The organism is Xylophilus sp. (assembly GCA_009914555.1).
Lineage (GTDB): Bacteria > Pseudomonadota > Gammaproteobacteria > Burkholderiales > Burkholderiaceae_C > WNDY01.
In genome coordinates this window covers 19,672-42,511 of sequence record WNDY01000039.1, presented here as the reverse complement: position 1 = coordinate 42,511, position 22,840 = coordinate 19,672, and the positions used below count along the sequence as shown (strand labels likewise).

Genomic DNA, 22,840 nt, shown 5'->3' with positions numbered 1-22,840 from the left:
TGGCCGTAGGCCACATCGCTCGAATACGAGCCGACGAGCCGCGAGCCTTGCGGGATCAACAGATGCTTGCCGGTCGGCGTGTCGTACACGTCCTGCGCGACCTGGGCCATGATTTGGCCCGGCAGATCGGAGTTGATGCCCGAAATGAGCGTGGCCGGCACCACGAAGCCGGCGCGCAGCTCGAACGGCGTGCGCGGCGCTTCCGGCTGCGAATCCAGCTTCCAGCGGTCGCCCTGCCCACCCTGGCCGAACTGCGCCATGCTGTTGCGCCCGCCGCCGCTGGTCGAGGTTTGCAGGAGCTGCGGCGCACCGCCCGCGCCCATGCCGCCGGCGGCCGGGGCCGCGCTGCCACCGACGCCCATGCCGCGAATCTGCGCCAGGCGCGCTTGATAGGCGGCGGTCGGATCGTTGCTGCGCTGCGCGTCGATTTGCTGCTGCACCGCTGCGATGCGGTTCAGCATTTCATCGCGCGTCTGCGGCGTGCTGGTGTAGGTGCTCGGGCCACCAGGCGCGGAGCCGTTGCTACGCGGAGCATCCACGCGCACGGTGGTCTTGGCTTTCACGGCCTCGCCGAACATCTGCATCTTCGCCATGCGGATGCGCTGGGCCTCGTCGTCGTTCACCGGCTGGCCGGGGTTGCCAGGGTTCGCCGGCGGGGCCGGCGGCGCGTCCGGGTTGGACGGCCGCGCGATCTCCAGGGGAGCCGAGGCGGGGCCGGTCGGCATGTCGGGCACCTTGAGCGGGCTTGCCGGCTCGATCAAGCCGCCGGTCTTGTCGCCCGCGATCTCCTTGGCGAACATCGACGTGCTGCCGGCCTTCTCCTTCGGGCCATCCGCCGGCGCGTTCTGCTTGGCCGCGCGATCCGCCGCGACCAGGGCCATGACCAGCACGAACGACAGCAGGACGCCGCCGAGGATGTACATGGGCATGTTGTTGACGCGACGGACGCCCGCCTTCTTGGACACTTCGCCAGGCGAAGCGTCAGGTGCCATCTGATCGGCGTTTTCAGTCATGGCGTCACTCCTTGCGCACCCAGTACCCGGCCGGCGCGAACGTGCCGTTTTGCGCCAGGTACGGGCGGGTGATGGATTGGTTGCCGACCATCAAGGTCAGGCGGTACAGGTTCGAGTCGCCGGCCTGGTCGAGCACATAGCGCAGCGGCAGGCCGCCCGGCGCGGCCGTGGTGGCCGGTGCGCTCGGCTGCGATGCGGCCGAGGCCGGGGCCTGCGCGGAAGCGCCGGCCGGGGCGAACTCCAGGAGGGCATAGCCCTTGTCGCGCAGCGACTTGACCAGGGCCTGGCCGAACGGGTCGGGCGTCGGCTGTTGCAGCTCCAGGCGCGTGCGCGCCGGCGCGTACAGCGTGGCGAGCTGCTGCACCGCGTCGGCGGCGAGCTTCTGCTGATCGAGCGCGGCCGACTGGACGAAGTTGCCGTACTGGCTGGTGGTGGCGCAGCCGCCGAGGCCCAGGGCGAGGGCGAGCAGCGCGAGAGAGACGATCTTGCGCATGGTCACTTCCTCCGGCTGATGGTCACGCGGTCTTGGCTGCTGCCAACACCGGCAATCAGGATCGCGCGGTCAAACACCGTGTCCACGATGTAGCGATTGCCCTGCACGCGGTAATTGACCAGCACCGTTTCGTCGTCGGTGAACAGGCCGCCCTCTTTGCGCACGACCAGGAGCGTCGGCGCTTCGGTCTGCTGCATCGTGCCGGGCATTTCGATGATGGTCTTGCGGCCATCGTTGTAGACGCGCACAGGCTTCCAGCTCGCCGACCCGGACAGCTCATAGTCGAACGAGAGATCGCCCAGGTACTCGCCGGTGGCCGGCAGGGTGTTGTCGGTGCGTTCCTGCTTCTCGCGGCGCTGGATCGCGTCCCACTTGGCTTGCGCTTCCTCGGGGTACGTGAACGAGACTTGCGGCATGTACTCGGTGCGATGCGAGCGCAGGCGGAAGTGGTAGCTGCGGCGGTTCGTGGTCACGACCAGGCTGGTTTCGAGGCCCACGTCCATCGGCTTGATGATGAGGTGCTGAACCTCGGTCGCACCGCTGCCGGTGATGGCCGGCTCGACCGTCCACCGGGCCGTGTCGCCCAGGTTGATCGAGTTCACCTGTTCGCCGGCCTGCAAGGCCACGTCGCACACCTGGAGCACCGCGCAAACGATGCTCGGCTGCTGCGCGCCGTACACGAACTTGATGGCACCGCCCGAGCCGGCCACCGGCTTGATGCCGGTCGCCGACCCCGCTTCCCACCGCTTGGCGATGGCGAGCGCCGCGCGCTCTTGAGCGGTCAGCGTCGGGTTGGTCTTGTTGAAATACTTGTCGGCAATGTCGTCGCCAGGGGCGGCCAGGGCCAGGGAGGGCACCGCCACAGCAGCGCCCACGATCAAAGCGGAGAGGGTTTTCTTCATGGTGGATGACCTCGAATTCATTGGATGCGGGACCAGGAGTAATCACGCACGTAGATGCTCAACGGGTTGTTCCGCAGTTGCTCATCGGTGGTGTTGGGCGTGACCTCGGCGATGTAGGTAGTCACGAGCGCGCGCCAGGTGACGGGCTGGCCTTTCAGCGTGCCTTGGCGGTCGCGGGTGGTTTCCACCCACTCGACTTGCCAGGTGTCGGGCGTCTGCGGGATGACGGTCTTGATCTCGACGCTGACCATTTCCTTCTCGGCGCGCTTGAACGGGCTGGAGTCGGGCGTGCCGTTCAGCCACTCATTCATCTTTGGCGTCGCCGGATCGTTCGGGGCGAGCATCGAGTACGCCTTGAACACGCACTTGCGCTGCATAGCCACGTCAGGCGACACCATGCGCGCGCAGCTCATCCAGTCCGCGACAGCGGCATGGATGACGCGCGGATCGGCCTTCCCGGCGGCCTGCACCGGGCCGGCGGCCACGGTCTGGCCCAGCTTGTCCACCTCGACCACGTAGGGGATGAACTTCGACTGGCTGCCGATGTGGATCACGCCGCCAACGCCGGCCAGCGCGATCAACAGCGACAGGATGCCGATCACCTGCCAGGTCTGGCGCTGCGAGACGACGCCGCCCACGTGATCGTTCCAGGTGCGACGCGCGGCCAGGTAGGGGTTCTCGGCCTCGCCCGAGCGGCGACCGCCGGCGAGCGGTTCCTTCGAGCGGCGCGGATCGCGCGGCTCGGAGGGGTTGGCGGGCTTCTTGAAGATCAAGCCCTTGAGGGTGTCGGCGATGCTCATGCGGCCTCCAGGTAGTCGTTGAGATTCAGCCCACGGCCGGCCAGCCACTCATGCACCCATTCGTGGCCGAACTTGGCTTCGAGGCTCTTGATGGTGGCGACCGATTCCTTGTCGGACGCGCCGACGAAGGCCAGGGCCATCGGCCCCAGGGCAAGGTCATAGAGACGGCGGCCGTTCTCCGACACGTAGTAGTACTGACGCTTCGGAATGGCGGTCGCCAGGATTTCGATCTGCCGCGCGTTGAGGCCCATGCGGCGATAGAGCGCCGAGGTGTCCTCGTCCCTGGCGTAGACGTTGGGCAGGAAAATCTTGGTCGCGGTCGATTCCACGATCACGTCCAAGATGCCCGAGTTGGCCGCGTCCGAAAGGCTTTGCGTAGCCATCAGCACAAGGCAGTTGGCCTTGCGCAGCACCTTGAGCCATTCCCTGATCTTGGCGCGGAACGCCGGGTGGCCCAGCATCAACCAGGCTTCGTCCAGGATGATGACGGAGGGCTGGCCTTTCAGTGCGCGCTCGATGCGGCGGAACAGGTAGAGCAGCACCGGGAGCGCGAACTTCTCGCCCAGGTTCATCAGCTCTTCGATCTCGAACACCGTGAAGTCGGACAGCGACAGACCGTCCTCTTCGGCATCAAGCAAGTGGCCCATCGAGCCGTCCACCGTGTACTGCTTGATGGCCTCGCGGATCGCCTCGTCCTGGATCGTCACCGAGAACTCGGAGAGCGTGCGCGCGCCGCTGGCGTGCATGCTCATGATCGCGTTGCCGATCTCGTTGCGCTGCGCCGGCGTGGTGTTGACACCGTTCAACGCCAGGATGGTGTCGATCCACTCCATCGCCCAGGCCCGATCCCCCTTCGTTTCGAGGAACTGGAGCGGGCAGAAGGCCAGCCGGTCGTCGTCGGCGGCCACCGTGAAGTGCAGGCCGCTCTTGCCCTTCGTGGCCGCACGAATGCCGGCCGCGAGCGGGTACATCGACATGCCCTTGTCGAAGGCGTAGATCGACATGCCGGCGTAGCGACGGAGCTGCGCGGCGATGATCCCCAGGTGCGTCGATTTGCCCGCGCCGGTCGGGCCGAACATGAAGGTGTGGCCCAGGTCGCGCACGTGCAGGTTCAGGCGGAACGGCGTAGCGCCCACCGTCACGCAGTGCATGAGCGCCGGCGACAGCGGCGGGTACATCGGGCACGGAGCCGTGGCGCTGCCCGTCCAGATGGAGCTTGTCGGCAGCAGGTCGGCCAGGTTCATCGTGTTGATGAGCGGCCGACGCACGTTCTCGACACCGTGGCCGGGCAAGCTGCCCAGGTACGCATCGAGCGTGTTGATCGTCTCGATACGGGCCGCGAAGGCCAGGCGGTTGACTGCCTTCTCGACCAGGAGCGCGGAGGCCGCCAGGCGCTCCCGATCCTCGTCCATCAGCACGACCACGCTGGTGTAGTAGCCGGCCGCCACCAAGCCGCTGTTGACCTCGGCGATGGCCGCCTCGGCGTCGCCGACCATCGCGGCCGCGTCCTGGTTGATGGAGCCGGTATTCGTGTTGAACACCTGATCGAAGAAGCCGCGAATCTTCTGCTTCCACTTCTTGCGGAACTTGTCCAGGTGCTTCAAGGACTCGTGCTGATCCATGAAGATGAAGCGGCTCGACCAGCGGTATTCGCTGGGCAGCTCGGCCAGAGCCGAGAGCACCCCAGGCGTTGACTCCAAGGGGAAGCCTTCGATGGCGACCACCTGGATGAACTTGCGCCCGATCTTGGGCACCACGCCGCCCCACAGCTCTTGCCCGCCGATGACCGCATCGAGGTACATCGGATTGCTGGGCAGCATGACCGGGTGATGCAGGCCCGTCACGCAGAACTGCAACCAGCTCAGGAAGTCATCGTGCGTGACTTCCCTGCCCTCTTCCGAGACGACCTTCTGGCCGCGCAGGCGCGTCAGCTTGACCGCCGAGGACAGGCGAGATTCCAGGCTGGTGATCTCGCGCTTGAACTGCGCGATAAGGCCCGTCGTGCGCGCCGTATGGTCGGGAGCCACCGCATCGTCATCGAACATGAGTTCGACAAACTTGCGCTGGGCCAGCACCGGCGGGAACCACGTGACGGTCAGGACAAAGTAGCCCTCGAACATCGCGCCCAGGCCCTCGAACAAGCGCCGGCGTTCCTCGTCAATGGCCGAGGACACAGAGTCGGGGAACGACGAGACGCCGCGCTCCGAGTAGTTCGGCGCAGGCCGACGCACAGCATCGACATGCACCATCCAGCCGTTCCCCAGGCCCGCCAGGGCCTGGTTGATGCGGAACGACACCATTTCCCGCTGTTCCTCGGTGCTGCTGGCGTTGTCATCCCCCTTGTACAGCCATGCGGCCATGAAGGAGCCGTTCTTGCCCACGATCACGCCGTCATCGACCACGGCGGCGTAATTGAGCAGATCGGCCAGGCCGGCATCCTTGGCGCGATGCTTCTTGAGCTTCAGCTCGGCATCGACGGCCCGGATGCGGGCAAAGAGGATGAGCAACAGAACCGCACCGAGCACAGCAATGGCAATTGCGATTGCTTCGATCATTTGTATTGCTTCCCTTGACTCGGCGTGTTGTCACGGAAGGGCGTGCTGCGAGCCGGGTAGTACGGCTTGTACCGGCGGTGCCGCAGGTACACGTGTCGCAGCTTCGGATCGGCCTTCGCCATGAGGCGCAGCGCGAAGAGCGCGCCGAACCACAAGGCGATGCCGAACACCGTTGCCCTCACTTCTTGGGCGCTGAAAATCAGCGCGCCGGCCAGCAGGCCCGAGAACATCACCAGCTCACGATCCCCGCCCATGAACAGGTTTTCTCGGTTGCCGGCCCTACGGATGGGGATCGCGCGCAGAGCCATGATTTACCCCGCGATGTAGCCGCGTTCGGCCCAGCGCATGACGGCCTCACCGGGGAAGCCGGCCACGTCCAGCGCGGCAACCTTGACCTGGTGCAGCGCGCCATCGGTCAGGGCGGCGATTTCCGCGCCACGGCCGAAGAACGTGCTCATCATGTTCTGCGCACCGACCAGCAGGGCCATGACCAAGACGATGAAGATCAACGTGCGGAAGAAGCCGTTGAGTTCGCCGCCGAAGATCAGGATGCCGCCGGCGACCACGATGCCGATGATCGACAGCGCGAAGGCCACCGGGCCGGTGACGGAGTTGCGGAGGTTGGTCAGCCAGCTCTCATACGGCAGAGAGCCGCCGGTGCCTTCGGAGGCGAATGCGTGCTGGGGGGCCAGCAGGAAGAACGCCAAGAGGGCGAAGAGGCCCATGTAGAACAGGGCGTTGCGGTTGAGGCGGAATGCCGGGAGGGTTGCTTGCATTGGTCGTAACTCCTAGTCAGAGGGTTTTGGTGATGTACTGGCCGTTGACGTACCCGGAAACCTCCAAGATTTCCTGGATGCGCCGCGAGCCTTCGACGCGGGCGATGTGAACAACCACGTGAACCGCCTCGCCGATAAGCGGTTCAATGGGTTTCGGGGAATCGGGGTGCATGCTGATGAGCATGGCGAGCCGATCCAATCCAGCTTTGGCGTTGTTTGCGTGCAGGGTTGCAGCACCTCCTTCGTGCCCGGTGTTCCAGGCCATCAACAGATCAAGGGCTTCGGGGCCGCGCACCTCGCCGACCAGGATTCGGTCGGGGCGCATGCGGAGGGTGGTTTTCAGCAGCGCCGTCATGTTCACGTCGATGCTGGTGTGGTACTGGACGTAGTTCTCGGCGGCGCACTGGATTTCGCCGGTGTCCTCGATGATGAAAACCCGCTCGGTCGGGTCTTGAATCACCATCTCGTTGATGATCGCGTTCACCAGCGTGGTCTTGCCCGAGCCGGTGCCGCCGATCACGAGGATGTTCCGGTGCGCGCGCACCGCTGCAATCAATGCCTCGCGCTGCTGCGCGGTCATGATTCCGCGCTCGACGTACTGATCGAGCGTGAAGATGGCGACGGCCTTCTTCCGAATGGCGAAGGTCGGGGCGGGCACAACGGGCGGGAGCTGGCCGGCGAAGCGACTGCCATCAAGGGGCAACTCGCCTTCGAGGATCGGCTTGGAGCGCGTGACTTCCTTGCCGTGGTAGCCCGCGATGGTTTCGATGATGGCTTGCGCCTGCGCGACGCGCAGCGTGCCGATGCACGTCATCGGCTCGCCCAGGCGTTCGAGCCAGAGCTTGCCGTCCGCGTTGAGCATGATTTCAACGGTCTTGGGATCGTTGAGCGCGGCCAGCAGCTCCGGCCCCATGTCGCGTTCGAGCTTCTTCTTCGCCCGTTCCTTGATGCTGTTGTGTTCTGGTTTCTGGTCGGTCATTCCGTATGCCCTGTATGCCGTTGCGTTTTGCGCATTCTACACAGGTTCATACGATATACCGAACTAATTTCGACCGCAACACCGAAGCGCACAAGGGCGACTTCGGCCGCGACGTTGCGTCGCGGATTGCAGGGACGAAAGAGGCGACAACGCGGCGCATGCTCCGTGCGCCCTCGCGCCGAACCCGTGGCGTTTGCGTTATGGGTGTTGTCCGGGGGTTGAGCCACCCCGGCGGGCTTTAGCGGCTAAAACTTGGCTGGCTCTTGTGGCTCAGTTCCGTGCCGCTCCCCTTCCCTTCTCACATCCTGGCGTCAACTCCCTCTAAGTTTCTTCCGTGCCGCTTCGCCCCACTTCTTGACGATGAACGCCTGGTGCTCGGGCAGCACAGCCGCCACGCGCTCGAAGCCTGGCGGGAGGCTTCGGGGTGCCTTGCCGCCGGCTAGGGCGTCAAGGGCTTCTTTGTCCAGGTCGGTCGATTCAAGCAGGAGCGGCAGGGGAGTTTCAAGGGCCTGCGCAATGTCCTCCATCACCTTTAGGGAGGGGTTGGCTTTGCCAGTAGTGAGATCGGACAGGAAGGAGATCGAAACCCCCGACCTGTCCGATAGCTCCTTTTTCGTCATGTGCCGCTCATCGAGCAGCCGGAGCACGTTCGTGAAGAAGATGTAGTTGTACAAGGCCCGTATGCCTTCTCGGTGCGGGCGGCAGAAAATTTTAGCCGCTAAAGTTCTTGACCACGGACGCAGGTTTAGCTAAACTGACGACTCCATTAGCGAAAGGAGCATGACGAATGAGCCACAACCTGTTCCAGTTTATCGGTAATCTTACCCGCGATACCGACGTTCGCCATAGCGAAAACAGCGCCCGCGCCGTTTTCGACCTGGCCGTCAATCGCGTGTGGCGCAACGCAGCCGGTGCGAAGCAGGAGCAGACCGACTTCTTCCGCATCAAGTCGTTCGGCGGCCTGGCCGAGAACGCGGGCAAGTACCTGGGCAAAGGCTCCAAGGTCTTCGTGCAGGGCCGCATCGAGCCGACGAAGTACGAGAAGGAAGGCAAGACCGAATACGGGTTCGATTTCATCGCCGAGGAAATCGAATACCTGGACACCAAAGCGCCAGGCGGCGGCCAGTAAGGCCCAGGCCCGGCCACGGCCGGGCAGTATGCTAGGAGGGAGATTAGATGCCAAACGAGTTCAACGAGCAGGAATACAGGCGCAAGCTCATCGAGGGCGGGCTTAGTGAAGCCGACGCCACCGACCTTGCCGCCCGTACCGCCGCCGCTCGCAGGGACTCGGGCAGCGCCGGCGGGGCTTTCCGCCCCGCCGGTTCCCTCTTCGAGCTGCCGGCCACGGCCGGCGACAACAAGGCGGCACTGCCGCCGAAACCACCGACGCCGGCGAGCGCCGCCGTCGAGCGATCCGAGCGCATGGCGCGGGAGTCGGACGAGCTGGCGCGCACGATGGGCCTGCCGCCCGAACCGCGCACCGCCGTGAACAGGATGGCCGAGCAGATCGACGCGCTGGCCCAGGACAAACGGAGTAGTGCGATGGCGACCAAGAAGCGAACGGCCGGCGGCGAGCTGGCCGAGAAGGTCAGCGAGGCCAAGCAGACGGCATTGCTCAAGAACACGAAGCAGCAGATCAAGGACATGCAGCTCTCGCTGTTCGACCTGGCCCCCTGGCCGGATCACATGCGGGCGCTGCCCAACGACTTCGGGCGCTCGGCGATCTTCACCGTCCGCAACAAGAAGGTGCCGCGCGCCGCGCTGCAAGGCCAGTCGATCTACCACGTCAACAAGGACGTGGAGATCACCTACACCGGGATCGAGCTGCGCGCCGACGACGACGAGCTGGTGTTCGCCCAGGTGCTGGAGTACGCGAAGCGAACCCCGCTCGGCGAGCCGGTCTCCTTCACGTTCTACGAGCTTTGCCAGGACTTGGACTGGTCGATCAACGGCCGGTACTACACGAGGGCCGAGGAATGCCTGACGCGGCTCCAGGCGTCGGCCATGCAGTTCTCATCCCAGCGCATCGGCCGGCTGGAATCGGTGTCGCTGATCCGGCGCTTCCGCGTCCTGGATCGCGGCAAGCGCACGTCGCGCTGCCAGGTCGAGATCGACGCCGAAATCGTGGTGCTGTTCGCCGGCGACCACTACACGAAATTCGTGTGGGAGAAGTACCGCAAGCTGTCGCCCACGGCGCGGCGCATGTTCGACTACTTCGCCACCCACAAGGAGCCGTACCCGCTCAAGCTGGAGACGTTCCGGCTGATGTGCGGCTCGGATTCCACCCGGCCGAAGAAGTGGCGCGAGCAGGTAGGCGAAGCGTGCGACGAGCTGCGCGAAAACGGCCTGGTCGAAAGCGCGTGGGTGAACGACGACCTGGTGCATTGCAAGCGGTGATCGCCGCCCTTCCCTTCCCTGGAGCCGCCCGAGATCGAGGCGGCTTTTTTTCTCGAGCATCGCCACTTCCGGCGAGGCAGTACCGCGCACCAGCTCGCGCACGTCGAGCTGCAGCATCGCCATTTCCGGCGAGGCTGGCCACGTCCCGGCCACGGTCGACCATCGCCACATCCAACGATGCACCGAGGGCCCCCTCGCCAGTTCCGACGATGACGGCCGCCGCTGGATCTCGCATCGCCACTTCCGACGATGAGATCCACTCTTTGACACTTGAGGGGCCAAGCTACGGGGGATTCTCCCGGCCTGCGGCCGCGAGAACCGGCTATGTCGCGCTTCGCCATCGAGCCAGGCGGCCACGGCCGCCCGTCTCGCCCCTACGGGCTTCCAGCGCCTTCCCGACGCTCACCGGGCCGGTGGCCCTCGCCGCTGGGCTACGAGGCCCTGGCGGGCCTTCCTGGCCCCTTCTCGGGGCCGTAGCGGGCCTGCGCCGCCTGGTCGGCCTTGTGGATCGTTTGGGGACAAGACGCCGGCCGGTGACAGTTGAGGGGCGTTTCTTGACACTTGGGGGGCAGCGCACCCCGGCGCGATGCTGACAGATGAGGGGCCGGCCTCGAAATCGGCCGGCTGGAGCCGCGCTGGCGGCCGTCGAGACGGGCCTATGTGCTTGATCGGGTGGGCTTTATCCACAGAAGTTGTGGATAAGCCTGTTTGCAAGGGCCTTGCCGTACTGACACTTGAGGGGCGGGGGTGCTGACAGATGAGGGGCGCGATCCTTGACACTTGGCGGGCAGACTATTGACCCTTGGGGGGCTTATCCATTGACACTTGAGGGGCGGCCCTTCGAGCCTTTCCCTTGGCGTATCAACGGCTTGCGCGCGTTTTTCGGTCAAGCTAACCGGCTTTTAACCCTTCATAACCTTTATATTAAACCTGGTTGTTATAACCGGGTGTCGAAAAAAGCGGCAAACCGGCCCAAGGTGCCGCGCAGAATGACCGGCCGCCGAAGGGGGGTGCCCCCCCTTCTCGATCCCACCCGGCCGCTAAAGCGGCCTCCCATCCCCCCAGGGGCGTTGCCCCTCGGCCTGCGGCCTTCACCCCAAGAATGGAGCGCCTACGGCGCTGCGGCTGACCGTAGCCAGGCGCAAGCGCCTGGCAGAAGTTCGTGCTCTTCCAAAGGGGGCCAAGGCCCCCTCTGGACACCCCAACTGTCAAGGCCGCGGTGACTCCACCGCCGTCGCCAAGTTGGAAGATCGCGCCGGCTCGAAGGCCGCAAGGTTGAACGCCAAGGGAGGGGGTCGGCCTGCCAGGCCCAGGGCGCGATTGCGCCCCTCAAGTGTCAAGAAGCGGGGGGTTCAGTCGTCCGCGTCGTCGTGCAGGATCGACTCGTAGTCCTGCCCGCCGTAGAACACGCCGATGATGGAAACCAGATCACCGGCCACGTCGAAGGCGATCACGGCGCGCTTGCGGTAGTTCGTGATGCGCAGGCCAGGCCGCACATCGTCGCGCATGGTGCCGCGCAGCGGGAACGTGCGCAGGCTTTCGCAGTAGGAGACGATTGCCTCGGTGTAGCGAGCGGCAACGTCAGGCGAGGCCGCCGCTGCGATGTAGCGGTACAGCTCGGCAAGCTGCTCTTCGGCCTCGGGCGAGAAAACGACCGCGTAGCTCATTGCGCCTTCGCGTGCTCTGCGGCCAGGCGGGCGCGCACCTGGTCGGCGGTGACGGCGCGAGAGGGATCGGCTTTCAGGGCGTCATAGGCCGGGCCGACCTGGTTGTGAAGCCAGGACTCGACGGCGCGATCACGCGCGAGTAGCGCGCGCAGGCCGTCGCGGATGACCTCGCTTTCGCTCGCGTACTCGCCGGTCTTGACCTTCGTTTTCACCACGTCGGCCATGTCGTTCGGCAGGGTGATGCTCAGTTGTTGAGTGGTGCGCATGGGCGGCCTCCAATCGGTTCAATAGGATTCAATCCTATCACTCCAAGGGGATGAAGTCCAGTTTAGCCGCTAAAGTTTAGCTAAAGTTCTTGACAGGCTAGGACATTTTGTCCTAATATACGTCTTGAAGGCCGGGCATTTCGCCCAGGTCAACTACCGGAGAACGTCCGATGAACACCCAAGAGCAACCTGTCACCGCTTCCCTGGTCGCCGAGGCCCAGCGCCTCGACTTCCTCCCCACCTACTTCGGCCCGCGCCTGATGATGCGCGGCGAGGCCCTGGTGTACGCCTGGCTGCGCCGGCTCTGCGAGAGCTACAGCGGCGCGTATTGGCACTACTACACCCTGTCGGACGGCGGTTTCTACCTGGCTCCCGACCTGGCCGAGCGCCTGGAGATCGAGGTAGACGGCAACGGCTTCCGGGGCGAGCTGTCCGCCGATGCCGCCGGCATTGTCGCAACACTGTTCGCGCTCGGCCAGCTCGCGGCCGAGATCGCCGGCACGGATGCGGCCGACGCCCTGATCGACCGCTATCACTTCCTGCGCGGCTTCGCGGCCGGCCATCCCGAGGCCGCCGCGATCTACCGGGCTATTGACTGATGAGGGGCGGCCCCGGCTACGGCCGGGGCTGCACCAGGAGCACGTCAAACGATGGCGAAGCGAACAAAGCAATCGGCCCAGGCGGGCCAGGATTGGAGTGCGCCGGCGGCCGAGCTGCTGGCCGCGTTGCCGGCAGACCGTGACGGCCTGCTGGCTGCGGCCGTTGCGGCCGTGGTGGAGATCGACGCGGCTGTCATGCGCGGCGACGGGGCGGCGGCCGAGGTGGCCGGCGACCGCTACGAGGCGATCATCTGGAAGTTGAACGGCGGCACGAACTTCGGGTGCATGGCCGACGACGAGGCCGCCGGCCGCGTCATCGGGCGGCATTGCGCAGCGGTGCCGGGCGACGTGCCCTTGTGGGGCCAGCGCGGCCAGTTCCTGGCCGTGGCGGGCGACGTGCGCGCCCTGGTGGAGTACGAGGCCGGCTATGGCGGGCCGCTCAACGCGCATTTCCAGTTCCACGCGGTTGACCTGGACAGGCCGTTTATCTCGGCGACGGGCTATCGCTCGCACTTCGACACGGCGCGGGGCTGCATGACCGTGGACGAGGTTGCGCGCGGCATCCTGGCGGCCATGTTGGCCGAGAAGAAACGGCCGGTGTTGATCGAGGCCAGCTACCGCGACCGCCTGGCCGACACTCCCCTGCCCGACTGGCTGGCCGGCCTGGTGCCGCCGGCGCGGCGCGAGCCGGCGACCGTGACGATCCCGCCGGGCTTCGTCCTGGTCGATGTGGTGCTGCCGGCGCACAAGGCTTTCATCGCGCGGCGGTGGGCGGCCGACGCGGCGGCCAAGGTCAAGGCGGCCAGGGCCGCCAAGTCCGACGCCAAGGGAAAGGCTGGGGCCGCTGGCCGGGGGCGAGATCCCGCATCGACGGAAACGGCGATGACCTGCAGCACCGTCAAAACCGACGATGACGAGCAGACCCAGGGCGGGCCTACACCGGCAGAAGCGACGATGCCAAGCAGCGGGCCGGCATCCTGCAGCACCGTCAGAAATGGCGATGCAGGCCCGACCGACCTGGTGGAGTTCGCGCCTGCGCCCGGCCAGCGTTGCGAGATCGTGAGCGTCCACCATCCGGTGTTCGCCAAGGAGATCGGCAAGCGCGTCATCATCGTGAAGGTGCATCCAGACACCCGCCAGGTGTGGGCGCACGATGACCGGCCGGTGACATACAAGACCAACCGCGCGGGCCGCCGCGTGGTCGATTCAGACCCGAGCTGCATCCAGTCGATCTACGGCTTCGACCAACTGCGGCTCATCACATGACCAGGAGAAAGAACGAATGACGAACGACGCCAATATCCGGCTGGAGTGCTTGAAGCCGGCCGAGAGGTGGGCGCAGCCGACCGGCGAAGAGGTGCGCGAGGTGCTGCGTCTGGCCGGCTTGACCGGCGGGAAGGCCGCGAAGGTGCTGGGCCTTGGCCCGAAGGGCGACCGGACGATCCGGCGCTGGGTGGGCGAGGACACCCCGATCCCCTATGCGGCCTGGGCGCTGCTGTGCGACTACGCCGGCCTCGGGCTGATCTGGAAAGAGGTTTGACGCCAAGGAAGAGTTTTAGCGGCTAAAGTGCCAGCATCGGATTACGGTAAAGCGAAAATAGTTTAGCTAAAGTGCTTGACAGTCTAGGACATTTTGTCCTAATATAGCACTTGAAGGCCGGGCATTCCGCCCAGGTCGATTACCGGAGAAGTTCCGATGAGCAAGAACAAGATCATGCCCTGGGTTGACGCCCTACCGAACGTGCAGGCCACCGACTTCCAAGCCCGCCGCGACCAGATCGAGGCCACGATGGGCCAGGCGGCCGAGCTGGTGAAGCAGGCGGAAGAGCTGCGCGGCAAAGCCTACTTCGCCGCCTTGAGCCTGGAGGCCAGTGCCAAAGGCGAATGGTCGAGCCAGGTGGTCGAGCAGGCCAAGCGCAGCGTCGGCTGGTAAAGGAAGGCGGCCCGGCTTCGGCCGGGTCATCCACGGAACGCCAAGAGGAAACAGTCCCCATGAGCAAGGGCAAGATCGAGATCATCGAGACGTGCTGCCGGCGCTGCGGCAAGACCATCCGCACCTTGAGCCACAGCATCATCGGCGCCGATGCGGCACGCGAGAAGTTCGGGAGCATCTGCGGCGATTGCATCACGCCGGAGGAAGATAACGAACTGACGGAAATGCTGCTGGCTGCGGCCGTTCGGCACATGAGCGGAGCGACGTTGCAATGACGGCATTCCACACGTTCGACGGCCCCAGGTGGAGGAACGCCCCGGAGTGATCCGGGGCGCTTGGCCTGGTGCTGGCACACCGTAACCATGCTTCCGAGTGGGAGCATCCAGCATTCAACACGTAACCGCGTGGAGGGTCAAGCTATGTCCAACATCGTCAAGTTTCCCAGGGCGAGCAAGCCACCGGCCGATGAGCCGGTGCAGCCTGCCGCGCCTGCCGCTGCGCCTGCCGCGCCCAATGCCGAGGGCCGGGGCCTGCTGGCCGGCCTGGTGAAGTTCCTATGGGTTGCGACCGTGCTGGTTTGGCCGATCCTCAAGTGGGTGCTGTCGATCATCACCTTCTTCCAGTTCGTGCGGATGCTCTACCACTGGAACACGCCCGGCGTGTATGCCGGCTGGTCGTTCCTGGCGTACTTCGCGGCACTGACCGCGATCACCTACTTCGTTTCGATCTACAAACCGAAAGGGCTTTGACATGGCAAAGCAGACCCTCCCCTACCCGCCTGGCTTCGTGGAGCCGACCACGGGCCGCGTGGCCGTCCTGGTGCGCGAGTACGCGGACAGCGACTTGAACGGCGACGCGCCGGCCTACTGGTACAGCGCGCAATCCGAGGAATGGGGCCTTGACCCCTGGCGTCTCGTGGAAGGCGTCGATCCGCACGTGGGCGGCGGTTCCTTCGACGTGTGCTTTGCCAGCGGCGGCACGCGCACCGTAGGCCCGCTGATGACGTTCTTCCTCAGTGCCACCCATGCGGCACAGCTCATTGACGCCAAGGGGGAAGAGCTGGCCTTGCAGCGTGCCACCCTGGCGGTCATCGCGGCCGGGCTGGGGTTGCCCGTCGAGGCGCTGCGCATCGAGGCGAAGGTAGAGGGGCGGCCGGCCGTCTTCTACGACCTGGACGGGGCGACGCTCTGCGCGTGCGCGGTCGATTCCGACCATTGGGCGCAGGCGCAAGCGGCGGCCCTGGCGGCGTCGGCCATCGACAAGGCGCGGACGAATTTTTAGCCGCTAAAACGCTTGACGGCTTCGGATGGTTTAGCTAAACTTCTGCACATGGTCGGCGGCTGGCACCGCCATTTGTTCAACAAACCGGGTGTGGAGTGTTATGGGTGCAATCCATGAAGAAACGGCTAACCGAAGCCCAATTCCAGACGGCCATCAAGGGGCTGGAGATCGGGCAGCAGACCATCGACATAGCGCGCGGCGTGCTGGTCGATGGCCGGCCCCAGGCGGAGTTTGTCACTTCGCTGGGGCTGACCAAGGGGGCAGTGTCGCAGGCGGTCAGTCGCGTATGGGCAGCAGCGGGGGGGCAGCTCCCCGAGGGCTTCGAGCGGGTGACGGCGGTACTGCCGGAGCATCAAGCGTTCATCGTCAAGAAGTGGGAAGCAGACGCCAAGAGGAAACAGGAACCCAAGTCATGAAAACACTGGTCACGGCAATTCAGAAGGGCGGTCAGGGCAAGACGTTCGCCACCTGCCACCTGGCATTCGACTTCCTGGAGCGCGGCCTTCGCGTGGCCGTGATCGACCTGGACACCCAGGGCAACGCATCGTTCACGCTGTCGGCGTACCAATCGGGCTACCTCGCCAGCCAGTTGTTCACCGGCGACACCGACGACCTGCGCTATTGGTTCGGCAAGCGCGAGGGCGAGAGCCTGGCCCTGATCGCGGCAGACGCCAACCTGGCGAACCTGGACAAGATGGAGCTGTCCCAGGCGGCCGCCGCGCTGCGGGCCAGTGTGGCCGCGCTGGGCGAGTTCTTCGACGTGTGCCTGATCGACACGGCCCCCTCCCTTGGCGTTGCCATGACGGCGGCCGTCCTGACGGCCGACTACATGCTGTCGCCCATCGAAATGGAGGCGTACAGCTTGCAGGGCATGAAGAAGATGGTCGCGGTCATCAGCAACCTGCGCAAGCAGAACCCCAAGCTGCGCTTCCTCGGCATGGTGCCGAACAAGGTGGACGCGCGGAAGCCGCGCCACGTCAACAACCTGGCGACGTTGCAGCAGGCATACCCGCAGCTCATCTTGCCGTTCAGCATCGGCGCGCGTGACAGCATCGCCGAGGCGCTGGGCGAGCAGATGCCGGTGTGGAAGATCAAGAAGACCGCCGCGCGGAAGGCCACCCAGGAGGTGCGTGCGCTGGCGGATTACGTATTCACGAAGATGGAGATCGCGCAATGAGCGCCAAGACCAACGCCAAGAAGAAGGAGCAGGACAAGCCGCAATCGTCCGGGCTGGGCCTGGACGGGCTGGGCGACCTGGCCGGCCTGCTGAACGAGCAGCCAGCGGCCAACGCCGGCGGCGCAGGCCCGCAGGAGCTGCCGCTTGACCTGATCGACGAAGACCCGCATCAGCCGCGCACGGCCGACAACCCTGGCTTCTCGCCGAAGAGCATCGCGGAGATCGGCGAGACGATCAAAGCGCGCGGCGTGAAGTCGCCCATCAGCGTGCGCGAGAACCAGGACGCGCCGGGGCGCTACCTCATCAACCACGGCGCGCGGCGCTATCGCGGCTCGAAGTGGGCGCACAAGACGACGATCCCGGCCTTCATCGACAACGATTACAACGAGGCCGACCAGGTTATCGAGAACCTGCAACGCAACGAGCTGACGGCGCGCGAGATCGCCGACTTCATCGGCCGCGAGCTGGCGAAGGGCAAGAAGAAGGGCGAGATCGCCAAGGAGATCGGCAAGTCGCCGGCCTTCGTCACGCAGCACGTCACGCTGCTGGACTTGCCCGAACCCATCGCCGAGGCGTTCAACAGCGGCCGGGGCAAGGACGTGACCGTCATCAACGAGCTGGTGACGGCCTACAAGAAGAACCCCGACGAGGTGGCCGCCTGGCTGGCCGACGACAGCCAGGAACTGACGCGCGGCTCGGTGAAGCTGCTGCGCGAGTTCCTGGAGGACAAGCGCAGTCACGACGATGGCGACCGCGATCCCAACACCGTCGATGCGCTGACCGGCAAGACCGACGCCGAGGCCGGCGACGGCGAGCAGGGGCCGCAGGATGATGACGCCAAGGGGAAGAAGGAGCCGAAGGAGGCCGACCCCGACAAGCTCAAGAAGGCCATCATCCAGGTCACGCACGACGACCGGCCGGCACGGTTGATCCTGAACCGCCGTCCCCCGGCCGAGGGGTGGGCGTGGCTCAAGTACGAAGATGACGGCCAGGAGTTCGAGGCCGACCTTGGAACCGTGCGACTCGTCGCGCTGCTGGAGGGCTGACGCGCCCCGCGCCGGGCACGCCGACCACCGACCCCCACCCATCGCCCCGCCATCGAGCGGGGCTTTTTTTCGTCCGCGTTTTAGCGGCTAAAAAAAGTTCACCTAAACCGCTTGTGTAGTGTTGTATGTTGTAGTATGCTACACGCTACAACATACAACGGCCGAAAGGAGGCCCGACATGGCAATCTCGAAGGAGCAGATATTTGCGGTGGCCGACGAGCTGGACGCGGCCGGCCAGAACCCCACGCTGGCGAACGTGCGCAAGCAGCTCGGCAGCGGCAGCTTCACCACCATCAGCGAGGCGATGAACGAGTGGCGCGCACGGAAGGCCAGCCAGGCCGCGCCGATCCGCGAGCCGGCCCCGCAGGCGATCACCGACAAGCTGTCCGAGCTTGGCGGCGACTTGTGGGCCGTCGCCCTGGAAATGGCGAACAACCGCCTGGCCGCCGAGCGCGAGGCGCTGGAGGCCGTGCGTCAGGAGACGGAAGCAGCGCGCCAGGAAGCCGCAGAGCTGGCCGACCAGCTCACCGGCGAGCTGGACGAGGCCAAGGCCCGGATCGCGGCCCTGGAGGGCGTAGAAGCGGCCGCCAAGGGCGAGGCCGACGAACTGCGCGGCAAGCTGGCGGCGGCCAGCGAGCGCGCGGCCACGGCCGAGGCCAGGGCCGGCGAACTGCGCACGGAGCTGGATCACGCCCACCAGGAAGCCCGCCAAGCGCGCGCAGAGCGCGACAAGGCCCAGGAGAAGGCGACGGCCAGCGCCGACCAGGTGGAGGCCCTGCGGGCCGACCTGGCGGCCGCGAACAGCCGAACCGCCGAGATCGAGCGCCGCGCCGGCGAGCTGCGCGCCGACCTGGAACGGGCAAACCAGTCAGCCGACCAGGCGCGGGCGGCTCAGGCCGAGCAGCGGAAGGCCACCGAGGCGGCGGCCGCCGAGCGCGACCAGGTGCGCGCCGAACTGGTGAAGGTGCAGGCCAAGGCCGAAGCGGCCGAGCAGGCCCACCAGGAGCAGCGCAAGACGATGGCGGCCGAGGCGCACCGCCAGGCCGAGCGGCTGACCGCCGCCCAGGGCGAGCGCGACCAGGCGAAGCGCGACGCCGCCCAGGCCCGCGAGGAAGCGGCCGGGCTTCGCGGCCGGCTGGAGGCCCTGGAAACCGTCATGGCACAAGGCCGGCCGGCTGATCCGACCAGCGGCGGACGCAAAAAGACCTGATAAATCGGTTGGTTTTCCTTAAAATTACCCTGGAACCCTGACAAAACGCACATTCCGGCCGCAGGGAAGAGCCGGCCTCGCTTTGCCGAGGTCGGCTTTTTTGTTGGAGCGCGGCTTGCATGGGGCCACCATCACCCTTTTGAGAACCACGGCAACCATAGGAGTGCCCGATGAAAGAACGCCTCTTGGTCATGAACGGTCAGCGCATCGTTCAGGCCGAAAAGGACGGCGCTTGGACGAATCAGAAAGTAGACAAGGCGGGTGCGTTGAAGCCCGGCATCTACAACCTGTACACGGCCCAAGCGGCCGACAAGAAGCAGACCCACGCCGGCGTGATCGTTCACGCCGACGCCACCAACGTGTACCAGCAGATCGGCAAGAACTTTGTCATGCACGCTCGGTCAGATTTCGATAAAGTACCTGAAATCGGGAGCGCGAAAAGCATCAGCTACAACGACCAGGGCAAGGCGGCGGTTGCCGCAGAGGCCCCGAAACTGACGCGGGGGCGCTCCATGTAGCTTTAGCGGCTAAAAAGGAGGCACGCCTTGAAACGACTCACCATCCCCGGCAGCGGCACCGAGAGCCGCGCCACGAAGCCGGCCCGCGTCAGCGCGCCGGCCACCCTCGGCGGTGCCGCCTTCGGCGCTTCGCGCGAGGAAACCGGAGCCGACTTGCTGGAGACCGCCCAGGCGGCCGAGATCGAGCAGCAGGCCACCCTAGAGGCGGCCCCGGTCGAGCAGTCCTATCCCGAAACCCTGGCGCTCTACGTGCAGGCCAAGCACGACCAGGTGGAGCACATCGAGGACAGGCTAGAAAACCTGATCGACCGGCAGCAGGCCCGCTTGCAGCAGACCCAGGCGTCCGCGCCTGGCCGACTGTCCTTGCCCGGCTCTAAGCGAGCCTGGCAAAACCAGCAGGCGCAGCAGCAGGCCCGCTTGCAGACCCTTCACGCGCGCCTGGAGGCCGTCCGCGAGATCAAGGAGGGCATGGGCCTGCACTCGCCGAAGATCGAAGAGCTGGCGACGCGCAAGATGCGCGCCGAGAACCCCGAACTGGCGTCCGATTGGGATGCCATGCGCGAGGCCGCCCGCCGGCATGAGCTGCTGATGCGCAAGCAGGAGCAGGAGCGCAAGCAATCCCAGGCCCAGGAGCGGCCAGGAAGATCGCAGTCCTTGGGCCTGTCAGCCAGGCCCGCATAAAACGAAGCCCGGCGGTTGCCGGGCTTTTTTCTCGAGCCTCGCCACTTCTGGCGAGGGATGCCCCGCCGAGGGGCCTGGCGGGCCGTCCTGCAGCATCGTCACCGGCGACGATGCCGGGCGCTGGCCAGCATCGCCGAACCTGGCGATGCCGCCGGCGCGGTCGACCATCGCCAGTTCTGACGATGAGATCCCGCATCGCCATCTACAGCGAGGCCCACAGGGCCAGGCCGGCGGCCACAACCGCCATGCCGGCCGCGACCATGTTCATCATGGCGACGCGCCGCGCCTCGCGGATCGGCGCGACGAGCTGCGCCGTCACCGCCTCAACCTCGCGCCGCACGGCCTCGGCGGCCGCCTTCGCGCCCTCCTGCATCCCCCGCGTCATGGCGTCCTTGCTGGCCGCCAGCGCCGCGTTGAGCGTCCTTTCCGCCTTTCCCTTGGCGTCATCACCCCATCGGTGGGCGATGGACTCCAGTTCCGACTTGAAGGCGTCCAGGATTTCCTGCTGGGCCGATGCGCTGTCCTGCATCAGCTTCATGTTGATGGTCTGGAGGATCAAGATCGGATCGTCGCGGCCCACGGCGATGCCGTGCTTGGCCGCGATCTCCCGTATCAGCTCCTCGATCTTGTCGTCGGTCGCCATCAGAGCACCGCCGCGTTTTCGAGCTGGGCGAAGAGCTGGGTTTTCACGATCTTGAGCCGCTGCCGCGTCATGATCGTGAGCGCCGAATCGGCCAGGGCCTCATCAAAGGTGCGCCGATCCTGGAGCATTTCGGCGAAGTCGCGGCCGTAGGTTTCCTCTTTCAGCGCCGGAATCTGGATGATGGCCGACACACGGCCCTTGTTGGCCGTGTACGCCTTCAACTGCTCGAACCCCTTGCCCTCGTGCTCGATTGGCCCCCAATACGGGTTCAGCCAGACCACGAACAGGCATTCGGCGGGAAACTGGCTGGCGAGCTGGGAAAAGCCGCTCACCGTGTCCACCAGAGCCTGGCCGCCGGTCACAACCGTATGCACCACGAGTTCGTGGCCCATGTCCTGGAGCAGCGCGGGCACCTGGTTGCTGATGAGGTAGTGCGACAGCGGCACGAAGGAGCTGGCCCCGTTGTCGATGATGACGTCGCCCTCGGCCGACGCGATCATCTCGACCAGGGCATCGAAGTTCCGGGTGTTGATCTCGTCGCCGTCCATGATGTTGAGCCGGCGCACGTTCAGGGCTTTGTAGCCCTCGAACGTCGCGTTCACCGGATCGGTGTCGATGCAAAGCGGCTTCTGTCCCTTGCCGGCTTTGTACTGCGCGATGGTGGCCGCGATCATCGACTTGCCGACGCCGCCCTTGCCTTGCAGAACCATGTGAATTTTTGCCATTACAGTAAATCCTCTTTCTTTGGAGTCGCGTCAAACGTGAAGCCGCCGATCTTGGGCGGTTCACTCTTAGGGGGTTCCGAGGCCGGTGGGGCGGCCTTCGGATTGGGCTTCGCGCCCTTGGCCTGGCTGTCCGGGGAAGTCGCAGGAGCCGGCGCAGCAATGACCGGCACGGCCTTGATGTACCGCTTCACGTGCTGGGTGAAGGTTTCGTACCGACAGCGCAGCCGGCCGGTTTCCTTCATGTGCTCCCAGATCGTTTTCATCGCATAGCCCGCATCGAGCGCCGCTTGCACGTCGCTCTTGACGGCCAGGAACGCGACCACGTGCTTGTCCTGGCGCGGCTTCTTGGCTTCCCGTCCCTTCACCCATTCAGCCAGCTCTTCGGGGTAGGTCTTTGGCATCGTGTTCGTCCATCTAATCCTCTCGTCGCAAATGTAACGCTACTAAGCGGCGCTACGGAAACGCAAAAAGTCCGCTATCGGCGTGCATTGGCACGCTTCGACAGCGGCATTATGGGCCATTGTCGCGGGTTTCGCTATATCCGTTGCTGCTTTTGTGGTCTGATAGCGCGATAGTTGCGGATAAATCGTAGTGACTGGTGTAGACTTTCCTTGGTGTTATTAACGCCGTAAGGCGGGCAGGATGTGTGAAGTTAGCTAACCGGCGAGCCGGTTATCTATCTTCACTGCCCCTTATTCGCGCCGGGGGCGCTCAACGGGTCATCCTGCTCTGCGAGGCAGCCGGCTACCGCCGGCACGACAGACGAGGCGAGGCATGGAGAACGACGAGAAGGAGCACGGCCGCCGGCGGCGGCAGCACCTGCGGGTGCCGGTGTTCCCCGAAGAGAAAGACGAGATCGAGGCGAACGCCAAGAGGGCGGGCGTCAGCGTGGCGCGCTACCTGCGCGACGTGGGCCAGGGCTACCAGATCAAGGGCGTCATGGACTACCAGCACGTCCGCGAGCTGGTGCGCGTCAACGGCGACCTTGGCCGGCTCGGCGGCCTGCTCAAGCTCTGGCTGACCGATGACGTGCGAACGCTCCAGTTCGGCGAGGCGACCATCCTGGCCCTGCTGGGCCGGATCGAGGCCACCCAGGACGAAATGAGCCGGATCATGAAAGCCGTGGTTCAGCCGAGGGCCGAGCCTTGAGCTTTTTAGCCGCTAAAAAGCCGGGAGGCC

30 protein-coding genes are annotated in these 22,840 nt (G+C 65.5%); 16 read left to right on the top strand and 14 right to left on the bottom strand.

What is annotated here, in order from left to right:
- The 9 genes from GAK38_RS16340 to GAK38_RS16300 all read right to left on the bottom strand — a co-directional run.
- Positions 1-1,013: TrbI/VirB10 family protein (locus tag GAK38_RS16340; protein WP_325345906.1), on the bottom strand; the 1,013-nt coding region annotated here is incomplete at its 3' end.
- 4 nt (positions 1,014-1,017) lie between these two features.
- A complete protein-coding gene (locus GAK38_RS16335; RefSeq protein WP_074052970.1) occupies positions 1,018-1,506 on the bottom strand; it encodes a conjugal transfer protein TrbH in 489 nt (162 codons plus the stop codon).
- A 2-nt stretch (positions 1,507-1,508) separates the two neighbouring features.
- Positions 1,509-2,408 (bottom strand): P-type conjugative transfer protein TrbG, encoded by a 900-nt coding sequence (gene trbG / locus GAK38_RS16330; protein ID WP_000753228.1) that lies wholly within the window; start codon positions 2,406-2,408, stop codon positions 1,509-1,511.
- 17 nt (positions 2,409-2,425) lie between these two features.
- Positions 2,426-3,208, bottom strand: coding sequence for a conjugal transfer protein TrbF (locus GAK38_RS16325; protein WP_011798705.1), 783 nt, complete (start codon positions 3,206-3,208; stop codon positions 2,426-2,428).
- Positions 3,205-5,715 carry a VirB4 family type IV secretion/conjugal transfer ATPase gene (locus GAK38_RS16320; protein ID WP_325345903.1) on the bottom strand — a complete coding sequence of 837 codons (2,511 nt, stop codon included), beginning with the start codon at positions 5,713-5,715 and terminating at the stop codon, positions 3,205-3,207. The genes GAK38_RS16325 and GAK38_RS16320 overlap by 4 nt, the downstream gene beginning before the upstream one ends.
- Positions 5,716-5,759: 44 nt before the next feature.
- Positions 5,760-6,071 (bottom strand): conjugal transfer protein TrbD, encoded by a 312-nt coding sequence (locus tag GAK38_RS16315; protein WP_001207961.1) that lies wholly within the window; start codon positions 6,069-6,071, stop codon positions 5,760-5,762.
- A 3-nt stretch (positions 6,072-6,074) separates the two neighbouring features.
- Positions 6,075-6,539 carry a conjugal transfer system pilin TrbC gene (trbC, locus tag GAK38_RS16310; RefSeq protein ID WP_074052968.1) on the bottom strand — a complete coding sequence of 155 codons (465 nt, stop codon included), beginning with the start codon at positions 6,537-6,539 and terminating at the stop codon, positions 6,075-6,077.
- 16 nt (positions 6,540-6,555) lie between these two features.
- On the bottom strand, positions 6,556-7,518 hold the full coding sequence (gene trbB, locus GAK38_RS16305) for a P-type conjugative transfer ATPase TrbB (RefSeq protein ID WP_074052975.1): 963 nt from the start codon (positions 7,516-7,518) through the stop codon (positions 6,556-6,558).
- A 311-nt stretch (positions 7,519-7,829) separates the two neighbouring features.
- Positions 7,830-8,192 carry a transcriptional regulator gene (locus GAK38_RS16300; RefSeq protein WP_000283041.1) on the bottom strand — a complete coding sequence of 121 codons (363 nt, stop codon included), beginning with the start codon at positions 8,190-8,192 and terminating at the stop codon, positions 7,830-7,832.
- 113 nt (positions 8,193-8,305) lie between these two features.
- On the opposite strand from GAK38_RS16300, the gene GAK38_RS16295 reads away from it, so the two are divergent.
- Positions 8,306-8,647 (top strand): single-stranded DNA-binding protein, encoded by a 342-nt coding sequence (locus GAK38_RS16295; protein ID WP_058664040.1) that lies wholly within the window; start codon positions 8,306-8,308, stop codon positions 8,645-8,647.
- Positions 8,648-8,694: 47 nt separating this feature from the next.
- Positions 8,695-9,915, top strand: coding sequence for a plasmid replication initiator TrfA (gene trfA / locus GAK38_RS16290; RefSeq protein WP_074052976.1), 1,221 nt, complete (start codon positions 8,695-8,697; stop codon positions 9,913-9,915).
- A 1,352-nt stretch (positions 9,916-11,267) separates the two neighbouring features.
- Here the strand turns inward: trfA and GAK38_RS16285 are convergent.
- Positions 11,268-11,582, bottom strand: coding sequence for a type II toxin-antitoxin system RelE/ParE family toxin (locus GAK38_RS16285; RefSeq protein WP_074052977.1), 315 nt, complete (start codon positions 11,580-11,582; stop codon positions 11,268-11,270).
- The gene (locus tag GAK38_RS16280; protein ID WP_001260984.1) at positions 11,579-11,848 is read right to left on the bottom strand and encodes a ribbon-helix-helix domain-containing protein; all 270 of its coding nucleotides are present in this window, start codon (positions 11,846-11,848) and stop codon (positions 11,579-11,581) included. Before GAK38_RS16280 ends, GAK38_RS16285 begins: the two co-directional genes overlap by 4 nt.
- A 170-nt stretch (positions 11,849-12,018) precedes the next feature.
- Here GAK38_RS16280 and GAK38_RS16275 point away from each other — a divergent pair, with 170 nt between their 5' ends.
- The 13 genes from GAK38_RS16275 to kfrC all read left to right on the top strand — a co-directional run bounded on the left by GAK38_RS16275 (position 12,019) and on the right by kfrC (position 20,293).
- Complete coding sequence (locus GAK38_RS16275) at positions 12,019-12,447, top strand: antirestriction protein (RefSeq protein WP_041025165.1); 429 nt, start codon at positions 12,019-12,021, stop codon at positions 12,445-12,447.
- 51 nt (positions 12,448-12,498) lie between these two features.
- Positions 12,499-13,713, top strand: a complete 1,215-nt coding sequence (locus GAK38_RS16270) for a klcB (protein WP_325345897.1) — start codon at positions 12,499-12,501, stop codon at positions 13,711-13,713.
- A gap of 16 nt (positions 13,714-13,729) precedes the next feature.
- Positions 13,730-13,987 carry a transcriptional repressor KorC gene (gene korC / locus GAK38_RS16265; protein WP_041025163.1) on the top strand — a complete coding sequence of 86 codons (258 nt, stop codon included), beginning with the start codon at positions 13,730-13,732 and terminating at the stop codon, positions 13,985-13,987.
- A gap of 156 nt (positions 13,988-14,143) precedes the next feature.
- Complete coding sequence (gene kleA, locus GAK38_RS16260) at positions 14,144-14,380, top strand: stable inheritance protein KleA (protein ID WP_041025162.1); 237 nt, start codon at positions 14,144-14,146, stop codon at positions 14,378-14,380.
- A 59-nt stretch (positions 14,381-14,439) separates the two neighbouring features.
- Positions 14,440-14,655: a DUF2688 domain-containing protein gene (locus GAK38_RS16255; RefSeq protein WP_074052979.1), complete on the top strand. Its 216-nt coding sequence runs from the start codon at positions 14,440-14,442 to the stop codon at positions 14,653-14,655.
- Between the two features lie 144 nt (positions 14,656-14,799).
- Positions 14,800-15,129: a KleE stable inheritance protein gene (kleE, locus tag GAK38_RS16250; RefSeq protein ID WP_325345894.1), complete on the top strand. Its 330-nt coding sequence runs from the start codon at positions 14,800-14,802 to the stop codon at positions 15,127-15,129.
- A 1-nt stretch (position 15,130) separates the two neighbouring features.
- On the top strand, positions 15,131-15,661 hold the full coding sequence (locus tag GAK38_RS16245) for a DUF2761 domain-containing protein (protein WP_209279609.1): 531 nt from the start codon (positions 15,131-15,133) through the stop codon (positions 15,659-15,661).
- A 113-nt stretch (positions 15,662-15,774) separates the two neighbouring features.
- Positions 15,775-16,077: a transcriptional regulator KorA gene (locus tag GAK38_RS16240; RefSeq protein ID WP_000746876.1), complete on the top strand. Its 303-nt coding sequence runs from the start codon at positions 15,775-15,777 to the stop codon at positions 16,075-16,077.
- Positions 16,074-16,838, top strand: a complete 765-nt coding sequence (locus tag GAK38_RS16235) for a ParA family protein (protein WP_000855329.1) — start codon at positions 16,074-16,076, stop codon at positions 16,836-16,838. The genes GAK38_RS16240 and GAK38_RS16235 overlap by 4 nt, the downstream gene beginning before the upstream one ends.
- The gene (locus GAK38_RS16230; RefSeq protein WP_325345890.1) at positions 16,835-17,884 is read left to right on the top strand and encodes a transcriptional repressor gene korB; all 1,050 of its coding nucleotides are present in this window, start codon (positions 16,835-16,837) and stop codon (positions 17,882-17,884) included. Before GAK38_RS16235 ends, GAK38_RS16230 begins: the two co-directional genes overlap by 4 nt.
- Positions 17,885-18,062: 178 nt before the next feature.
- Positions 18,063-19,094 (top strand): DNA-binding protein, encoded by a 1,032-nt coding sequence (locus GAK38_RS16225; RefSeq protein WP_074052984.1) that lies wholly within the window; start codon positions 18,063-18,065, stop codon positions 19,092-19,094.
- A gap of 170 nt (positions 19,095-19,264) precedes the next feature.
- Complete coding sequence (gene kfrB / locus GAK38_RS16220; protein ID WP_041025156.1) at positions 19,265-19,612, top strand: IncP plasmid survival protein KfrB; 348 nt, start codon at positions 19,265-19,267, stop codon at positions 19,610-19,612.
- Positions 19,613-19,639: 27 nt separating this feature from the next.
- Complete coding sequence (gene kfrC, locus GAK38_RS16215; protein ID WP_325345888.1) at positions 19,640-20,293, top strand: IncP plasmid survival protein KfrC; 654 nt, start codon at positions 19,640-19,642, stop codon at positions 20,291-20,293.
- A gap of 202 nt (positions 20,294-20,495) precedes the next feature.
- Here kfrC and GAK38_RS16210 read toward each other — a convergent pair whose 3' ends face one another.
- The 3 genes from GAK38_RS16210 to GAK38_RS16200 are packed head-to-tail and all read right to left on the bottom strand — an operon-like array spanning position 20,496 to position 22,062.
- A complete protein-coding gene (locus tag GAK38_RS16210; RefSeq protein ID WP_041025154.1) occupies positions 20,496-20,936 on the bottom strand; it encodes a conjugal transfer protein TraM in 441 nt (146 codons plus the stop codon).
- Positions 20,936-21,661 (bottom strand): nucleotide-binding protein, encoded by a 726-nt coding sequence (locus GAK38_RS16205; RefSeq protein ID WP_041025153.1) that lies wholly within the window; start codon positions 21,659-21,661, stop codon positions 20,936-20,938. The genes GAK38_RS16210 and GAK38_RS16205 overlap by 1 nt, the downstream gene beginning before the upstream one ends.
- Positions 21,661-22,062, bottom strand: coding sequence for a TraK family protein (locus GAK38_RS16200; protein ID WP_074052985.1), 402 nt, complete (start codon positions 22,060-22,062; stop codon positions 21,661-21,663). The genes GAK38_RS16205 and GAK38_RS16200 overlap by 1 nt, the downstream gene beginning before the upstream one ends.
- 373 nt (positions 22,063-22,435) lie before the next feature.
- On the opposite strand from GAK38_RS16200, the gene traJ reads away from it, so the two are divergent.
- Entirely contained in the window at positions 22,436-22,810 is a 375-nt protein-coding gene (gene traJ, locus GAK38_RS16195; RefSeq protein WP_000426567.1) for a conjugal transfer transcriptional regulator TraJ, read from the top strand.
- Positions 22,811-22,840 lie beyond the last annotated feature (30 nt).

What these genes read in the sequence shown, in the direction of transcription:
- GAK38_RS16295 (WP_058664040.1), top strand. Translation starts at nt 8,306, where the DNA reads ATGAGCCACAACCTGTTCCAGTTTATCGGTAATCTTACCCGCGATACC.
- GAK38_RS16225 (WP_074052984.1), top strand. Translation starts at nt 18,063, where the DNA reads ATGGCAATCTCGAAGGAGCAGATATTTGCGGTGGCCGACGAGCTGGAC.
- GAK38_RS16325 (WP_011798705.1), bottom strand. Translation starts at nt 3,208, where the DNA reads ATGAGCATCGCCGACACCCTCAAGGGCTTGATCTTCAAGAAGCCCGCC.
- trbC (WP_074052968.1), bottom strand. Translation starts at nt 6,539, where the DNA reads ATGCAAGCAACCCTCCCGGCATTCCGCCTCAACCGCAACGCCCTGTTC.
- GAK38_RS16270 (WP_325345897.1), top strand. Translation starts at nt 12,499, where the DNA reads ATGGCGAAGCGAACAAAGCAATCGGCCCAGGCGGGCCAGGATTGGAGT.
- kleE (WP_325345894.1), top strand. Translation starts at nt 14,800, where the DNA reads ATGTCCAACATCGTCAAGTTTCCCAGGGCGAGCAAGCCACCGGCCGAT.
- GAK38_RS16275 (WP_041025165.1), top strand. Translation starts at nt 12,019, where the DNA reads ATGAACACCCAAGAGCAACCTGTCACCGCTTCCCTGGTCGCCGAGGCC.
- GAK38_RS16255 (WP_074052979.1), top strand. Translation starts at nt 14,440, where the DNA reads ATGAGCAAGGGCAAGATCGAGATCATCGAGACGTGCTGCCGGCGCTGC.
- GAK38_RS16315 (WP_001207961.1), bottom strand. Translation starts at nt 6,071, where the DNA reads ATGGCTCTGCGCGCGATCCCCATCCGTAGGGCCGGCAACCGAGAAAAC.
- GAK38_RS16245 (WP_209279609.1), top strand. Translation starts at nt 15,131, where the DNA reads ATGGCAAAGCAGACCCTCCCCTACCCGCCTGGCTTCGTGGAGCCGACC.
- GAK38_RS16235 (WP_000855329.1), top strand. Translation starts at nt 16,074, where the DNA reads ATGAAAACACTGGTCACGGCAATTCAGAAGGGCGGTCAGGGCAAGACG.
- GAK38_RS16280 (WP_001260984.1), bottom strand. Translation starts at nt 11,848, where the DNA reads ATGCGCACCACTCAACAACTGAGCATCACCCTGCCGAACGACATGGCC.
- GAK38_RS16210 (WP_041025154.1), bottom strand. Translation starts at nt 20,936, where the DNA reads ATGGCGACCGACGACAAGATCGAGGAGCTGATACGGGAGATCGCGGCC.
- korC (WP_041025163.1), top strand. Translation starts at nt 13,730, where the DNA reads ATGACGAACGACGCCAATATCCGGCTGGAGTGCTTGAAGCCGGCCGAG.
- GAK38_RS16230 (WP_325345890.1), top strand. Translation starts at nt 16,835, where the DNA reads ATGAGCGCCAAGACCAACGCCAAGAAGAAGGAGCAGGACAAGCCGCAA.
- trfA (WP_074052976.1), top strand. Translation starts at nt 8,695, where the DNA reads ATGCCAAACGAGTTCAACGAGCAGGAATACAGGCGCAAGCTCATCGAG.
- GAK38_RS16200 (WP_074052985.1), bottom strand. Translation starts at nt 22,062, where the DNA reads ATGCCAAAGACCTACCCCGAAGAGCTGGCTGAATGGGTGAAGGGACGG.
- kfrB (WP_041025156.1), top strand. Translation starts at nt 19,265, where the DNA reads ATGAAAGAACGCCTCTTGGTCATGAACGGTCAGCGCATCGTTCAGGCC.
- GAK38_RS16285 (WP_074052977.1), bottom strand. Translation starts at nt 11,582, where the DNA reads ATGAGCTACGCGGTCGTTTTCTCGCCCGAGGCCGAAGAGCAGCTTGCC.
- traJ (WP_000426567.1), top strand. Translation starts at nt 22,436, where the DNA reads ATGGAGAACGACGAGAAGGAGCACGGCCGCCGGCGGCGGCAGCACCTG.
- GAK38_RS16240 (WP_000746876.1), top strand. Translation starts at nt 15,775, where the DNA reads ATGAAGAAACGGCTAACCGAAGCCCAATTCCAGACGGCCATCAAGGGG.
- GAK38_RS16335 (WP_074052970.1), bottom strand. Translation starts at nt 1,506, where the DNA reads ATGCGCAAGATCGTCTCTCTCGCGCTGCTCGCCCTCGCCCTGGGCCTC.
- kleA (WP_041025162.1), top strand. Translation starts at nt 14,144, where the DNA reads ATGAGCAAGAACAAGATCATGCCCTGGGTTGACGCCCTACCGAACGTG.
- GAK38_RS16205 (WP_041025153.1), bottom strand. Translation starts at nt 21,661, where the DNA reads ATGGCAAAAATTCACATGGTTCTGCAAGGCAAGGGCGGCGTCGGCAAG.
- trbG (WP_000753228.1), bottom strand. Translation starts at nt 2,408, where the DNA reads ATGAAGAAAACCCTCTCCGCTTTGATCGTGGGCGCTGCTGTGGCGGTG.
- trbB (WP_074052975.1), bottom strand. Translation starts at nt 7,518, where the DNA reads ATGACCGACCAGAAACCAGAACACAACAGCATCAAGGAACGGGCGAAG.